At 56.4% G+C, this 5,569-nt stretch carries 6 protein-coding genes; 5 read left to right on the forward strand and 1 reads right to left on the reverse strand.

The window, feature by feature from the left end; all coding sequences use genetic code 11:
• The 5 genes from ACCAA_RS04585 to ACCAA_RS22695 form a co-directional block, all read left to right on the forward strand.
• The coding region (locus tag ACCAA_RS04585; RefSeq protein ID WP_222104797.1) for a hypothetical protein at positions 1–1,109 on the forward strand (1,109 nt) is incomplete at its 5' end.
• Between the two features lie 101 nt (positions 1,110–1,210).
• A complete protein-coding gene (locus tag ACCAA_RS04590) occupies positions 1,211–2,221 on the forward strand; it encodes a glycosyltransferase family 2 protein (RefSeq protein WP_186406067.1) in 1,011 nt (336 codons plus the stop codon).
• Positions 2,211–3,356 carry a DegT/DnrJ/EryC1/StrS family aminotransferase gene (locus ACCAA_RS04595; protein WP_186406068.1) on the forward strand — a complete coding sequence of 382 codons (1,146 nt, stop codon included), beginning with the start codon at positions 2,211–2,213 and terminating at the stop codon, positions 3,354–3,356. The genes ACCAA_RS04590 and ACCAA_RS04595 overlap by 11 nt, the downstream gene beginning before the upstream one ends.
• Positions 3,357–3,384: 28 nt before the next feature.
• On the forward strand, positions 3,385–4,407 hold the full coding sequence (locus tag ACCAA_RS04600) for an NAD-dependent epimerase/dehydratase family protein (protein WP_186406069.1): 1,023 nt from the start codon (positions 3,385–3,387) through the stop codon (positions 4,405–4,407).
• A gap of 58 nt (positions 4,408–4,465) precedes the next feature.
• Complete coding sequence (locus ACCAA_RS22695) at positions 4,466–4,828, forward strand: GtrA family protein (RefSeq protein WP_425394452.1); 363 nt, start codon at positions 4,466–4,468, stop codon at positions 4,826–4,828.
• On the opposite strand, the gene ACCAA_RS04610 is transcribed toward ACCAA_RS22695, so the two are convergent.
• Positions 4,823–5,506, reverse strand: a complete 684-nt coding sequence (locus tag ACCAA_RS04610) for an acyl-CoA reductase (protein ID WP_342674027.1) — start codon at positions 5,504–5,506, stop codon at positions 4,823–4,825. The genes ACCAA_RS22695 and ACCAA_RS04610 overlap by 6 nt on opposite strands.
• Positions 5,507–5,569: the final 63 nt, after the last annotated feature.

Consider the following 5,569-nt stretch of genomic DNA (forward strand, 5'->3'; position numbering starts at 1 on the left):
CGGGCTCGTCCAACAAACGGATCAGATCGTGGCTTCGCACGATCTATCCTTATTCGTTATGCGCGTGTTTCAGCAAGGCAGCGGGCATGACCCAAGTCCTTGTTCTGACGATATTGGTTGCTGCTAACTGGCGCCATGCGCCTGAGATCCACTGGAGCAGGAAAGTCGCATATCTTATCTTACCGTGGGCCGTCGTCGCCATCGCGGCGATCGTGCATTTGAAAATAGGCGAGTCTACCGGTATCCGAATCGAAAACCACCCCGGTGGACTCGTGATACTCGATCGTGCATCGAGAATTTTCAGCATGCTTGAGAGGCTCCTCCTGATGCCCTATCCCCTTGGGCTTTACCATGATGTGTATCGGATGGGCGAGTGGCACTGGCTAACTTCCGGGATCGGATTGTTGCTGGTACTGCTTGCTTTGGGTAGGCTCTTGGTCCGACCGGCACTCTGGCCCCTCGGCGTCGTCCTGACCGTGACGCCATGGGTGGTCTATCTTCAGATCATTCCATTCACTACCTGGTCGATGGCCAGCGAGCGTTTCCTGTTCGTGTCGGTTGGCGGCCTTGCGTTGGTTTTCGTTGATGTCATCAGTCAGATTGGCCAACCGCGGTGGATCGTACTGCTCTTGCTGCTGCTAACGGTACCGATGGGCGTGATCACCTGGATGCGCATGGGCGATTGGGAGTCAGGTCGTAGCCTGCATGCCAAGGAATACGAGCGCCAACCGCATTTCCACAACGCAATACGAGATCAGGTGATCTACACTCTGCTACCCAATCACCAATTTGCCGACGCGGAGTCATTGGCAAAGAGCGTTCCTCGCGACTATGGGGCAGCCGCCCTGGTAGCGGCTGTAGATGCCGAACGTGCGCTCGCAGAATGGAAAGAGAGCCGCGAAACCAAATTGACGGACTTTGCCTCCGGCCAGGCTTACTGCCAGAAAGTGGCGTCGCTGCGCCAGACCGTAGCTACTGGGTATGCGCGTATCGCGCGGGAAAAGGATATCTCCTATAACAATTTTTTGCGCTCCATCGAACGGCAGGCCAAGTTCCGATTTGCCAATTCCACCAGGACTTGTGCTTACCGCGCTGCTGCCACTCACTGACACGATCAAACATCACCTGCGGAATTCTATGGCATTTGAAGCGACTGTGAATATCACCCATTTTGTATTAGCGAAACTTACTGCCGGTGAATAAGTGTCCAGTGTTAAGCATCGTTAGCCCTGTCTATAACGAGGAGCCGTGTTTGTCAGAGTTCCTGAGGCGCGTGGAACTGGCGGCTGCAGACTTGGGTGTCACCCATGAGATCATCCTGATCGATGATGGCAGCGTGGATCGCTCGTGGAGCATCATCGAGGAGGCTCTGCGCAACAACCGTGCCCTCCGGGCGATCAGATTCTCCAGGAACTTCGGGCATCACGTCGCGTTGTCGGCGGGGCTCGACTATGCGTCTGGTGAATGGGTAGTAGTGATGGACTCGGATTTGCAGGACAACCCTGACGAAATTGCAGTGCTTTATGGCAAGGCGCGTGAGGGGTTCGACGTCGTGCTTGGGCGGCGCGAAAGGCGTCGGCATGGCGTGCTCAAACAATTGCTGGCGCGGCTGTTCTATCGGGGCCTCAACTATCTGAGCGATGGCACTTTTGACCCCAGGGTCGGCGTCTTCCGCATCATGTCGCGCCAGGTCGTAGGCGAGGTATGCAGGCTGCGCGAGGTGTCGCGTTTTTTTTCCGGATTGGTCGCCTGGGTCGGCTTTCGCCAAACCAGCGTCGACGTGCAGCACGGCTCGCGATATGCCGGAGACACCAAATACCCTTTGCGGCGGCAGATTTCCCTTGCTGTCGACGCCTTGCTGGCTTTCTCGGAGAAGCCGCTGAAACTGGCCATCTATGTCGGCACGTCTTTCGCAAGCGCCGGTATTCTGTATGCAATCGCAATCGTCGTTCGCGCCCTGCTCGGCCAGATAGCGGTGCTCGGCTATGCGAGCCTGATGGCGGCGATTCTCATCGTCGGTGGCGTCTCGACCATAACAATTGGCTTGGTTGGCGTCTACGTGGGCCGTGTTTTCAAGCAGGTAAAGGCGCGTCCCCTGTATGTAGTCTCCGAACGGATCAACTTTGCAGGAGATCATCCCTCTGCCTGGGCGGATCCCTTGTCGAGTTGGCCCATTTCGGCTCCAGCAGGAACTGATCAAGGGGAAAAACATGAAGGTTGATTTCTACCGGCACTCGCTTGGAGCCGCCGACGCAGAGGGGGTCGCCCGGGTCCTCGACACGCCTTTTCTGACATCCGGCATGGTTGGCAAGGCGGTCGAGACGCAGTTGTCGGCGTTTTTTGAGGTGCCGCATGCCTTGTTGATGAATAGCTGGACGAATGGTGCTCTCGCCACCTTGCTCGCCTTGGGAGTCGGACCCGGGGACGAGGTGATCGTGCCCGCAATGACATTCATCGCAACTGCCAACGTGGTGGAGTTGTTGGGCGCAAAGCCGGTCTTTATCGATGTCGATGCAGCGACCTTGCTGATCACGCCTGCTGCTGTCGAGATGGCCATCACGCCGCGTACCAAGGCGGTGATTGCCGTGCATCTGTATGGCCAGATGTGCGACATGCGAGCTTTGGCCGATCTGCTGGCCGACCGGCCAGAAATTGCGCTGCTGGAAGATTGCGCGCATTGCTTTGAGGGCCGGCGCGACGATTATGGACCGGGCCAGTATTCGGATGCAGCCCTTTTTTCGTTCTACGCCACCAAGAACGTCACCTGTGGAGAGGGAGGAGCATTTGCCACGCGCCGTGCCGAATTGTACGAAGCGGTCATGCGTGCGCGTTTGCACGGCATGTCGGCAAGTGCCGTCGATCGTTACCAGACGGGGGGTTACAGGCACTGGGACATGGAGGTCCTGGGTGTAAAAGCGAACCTGCCGGATTTGCTGGCGGTATTGCTGCCACGTCAGATCCCGACGGTTCGTGATCGCTTGTCTGTACGTTCGGCGATGGCTCAAGAGTACGCTACTGCGCTTGCGGCGTTGAATGTGCGAATGCCGCACACCGAGATCGGTGTCGTGCATGCCCAGCACCTTTTCCCGATTCACGTGCATCCCCGTCTGCGCGACGAGGTGATTGCTGGCCTGAATCAGCGCGGTGTCGCTGTCGCCATCAATTATCGGTCGGTGCCCACTCTCACTTATTACCACCGCAAATACGGCTATGCTCCGGCAGATTTTCCGGTGTCCTACGAATGGGGCGAAGGGACAGTTACCTTGCCATTTTTCCCCGACCTGTCAGCAGAAGCCAGAGCATATGTACTGGCATCGGTAGCGGATGTGATTGCGGCGGGCGCAACCCGCCATTGAGTGGATCATGATTCCCGGAAAGTGTACAATGAAAACGGTGATGGTGACTGGTGCGGGAGGCTATATCGGTTCTACGCTGGTTGAGCAGTTTCTTGCCAATGGTTGGCAGGTTATCGGACTCGACCGCTATTTTTTTGGCAAGGAACGGCTGGCAGATTTTGCCAACAATCCGGCATTCCGATTCCTGGTCAAGGATATTAGAGATGTATTGCCTTCCGATTTCGAAGGAATTGACGCTGTTTGCGACCTGGCGGCTCTATCGAACGATCCTGCTGGAGATCTTGATCCCGCTCTTACGATAGCGATCAATTTCGCCGGCCGGGTCAGGGTGGCCAATGCCGCCAAATCGGCTGGCGTGAAGCGATATGTGCTGGCCAGCAGTTGTTCTGTGTATGGTCAGGGAGAGACCGACTATCTCGATGAGAACTGCACGCCAAATCCACTGACGGTTTACGCAAAAGCAAATCTTGCCGCCGAGCGCGAGGTGCTGCAACTGGCCTCGGGATCATTCACCGTGACGGTCTTGCGGCAAGCGACGGTCTTTGGCTTGTCCCGCCGCATGCGCTTCGATCTGGTGATCAATGTCATGACGCTCAGCGCGGTCGAGAAGGGGAAACTATTCATCACCGGAGGTGGCAAGCAGTGGCGACCTCTCGTCCATGTCGCGGACACGGCGGCCGCCTTCCGCTGCGTTATCGACGCGGAGAGTACAAAGGTAAACGCCGAGGTGTTCAACGTTGGCGCGCTGAACATGCAGGTTCTCAACGTGGCGTATACGGTGCGCGAGGTGGTGCCCTTCCCGATCGAGGTCCAAGTCGTTCCGGACGATCCAGACAAAAGAAACTACAATGTCTCCTTTAAAAAAGTCCAACAGGTTCTCGGTTTTGCGCCGGACCATAGACCAGAAGATGGCGTCAAGGAGATCTATGAAGCCCTGAAGACCGGTCGAGTGTCTTCGGAGCCCTGGATGTTTACGGTCGGATGGTATCGGCGATTGCTGGAGGCCAAGCGCTTGCTGGATCAGGTCATGCTCAACGGCCGTCTGTTGTGACCCTGTTTCTGGCCTTATCGTGGGAATAAGTGGCGACTTTAGCCTGCTTCGTGAAATCGTGCGCTTTGGGTTGGTCGGGGTGTTTTCCAATCTGATTCTCTACCTGGTATTCTTGGGCATCACGTGGTTGGGTGTGGATCCAAAGCTTGCGATGACTATCCTATATGCCACTGGGGTCCTACAGACGTTCTTCGTGAACAGGCGCTGGACATTCTCCCATGCAGGCAGTCCAACCAGATCATTCTGTCGGTATTTGCTGCTTCATCTCGGCTGTTATCTTCTCAACCTGGCACTGCTTTACTGGCTGGTCGACAACGCGCAATTGTCTGCACCATGGGTACAAGCGGGGGCTGTGCTCCTGAATGCGGGGCTGCTGTTTCTCGCGCAAAAATACTGGGTATTCACTAAGTCTTCGTTATAGTTGCACCGGTTTGTTAATCCGTATTTCCCTAGTCAGAACGGCAAACAGATCCATTCCATCCCAAACGGGATCGAAATTCAGTGCTTCTCCCGGGCCGACGATGCGGTCAACCGCCCGGCCGGGTAGTTGACGTGTGAGTGCCACGAGTTCTTCGCTCATGAAGCCAAAAGCAACCAGCGTTTGATCACGTGCGCAGAGACGGCTTGCAAGCTGGGCTAGGTGATCCAGTGAATACTCCGTGAGAAACCCGTTCCCACCATGCAGTCTTCGTTCCGGGTCCGTAATGCGGTTTCCGAAGCCTCGCAGCGGGAAGCTGTTAAGGCGGCAGTAAATATCGCTGACGCCGCCACTGGCCGCCAGCAGGAATGCGTCGGTAATGCGAGCGATCACGGCATGAGGAGGATTCGGGAAGCGGCTCGCCGCATCTTCAAGCGCTTGCCAGAAGCGCGCGCGAGCCGAGCAGATTTCATCCTCAGTACCGCCAATCCAGAAGATGCTACGCGGTGACGAGCAGGCCTGCTGATTGAACAAGAGAATATCGTTTGCCAAGCGCTCTGCCAGCCTTTTCAATTGATCGATGGACAGCGCCAATACCTCGCTTGTCTTCAAGGCTGCCAGCGAATAACGGTCGGCGAAAGCCAATTCAACGGCAGTCGCCTTCAATGGTATTTGTCGAATAGTAAGCGTTTAGCCCCCCTACCACACGTACCGAGCAGGTTGGTGCGGAGCGCAGCGCTTGCC

The sequence above is a fragment of the Candidatus Accumulibacter aalborgensis genome (assembly GCF_900089955.1).
Taxonomy (GTDB): Bacteria; Pseudomonadota; Gammaproteobacteria; order Burkholderiales; family Rhodocyclaceae; genus Accumulibacter; species Accumulibacter aalborgensis.

Coding starts and splice junctions, on each gene's coding strand:
- ACCAA_RS04595 (WP_186406068.1), top strand. CDS start 2,211: ATGAAGGTTGATTTCTACCGGCACTCGCTTGGAGCCGCCGACGCAGAG.
- ACCAA_RS04600 (WP_186406069.1), top strand. CDS start 3,385: ATGAAAACGGTGATGGTGACTGGTGCGGGAGGCTATATCGGTTCTACG.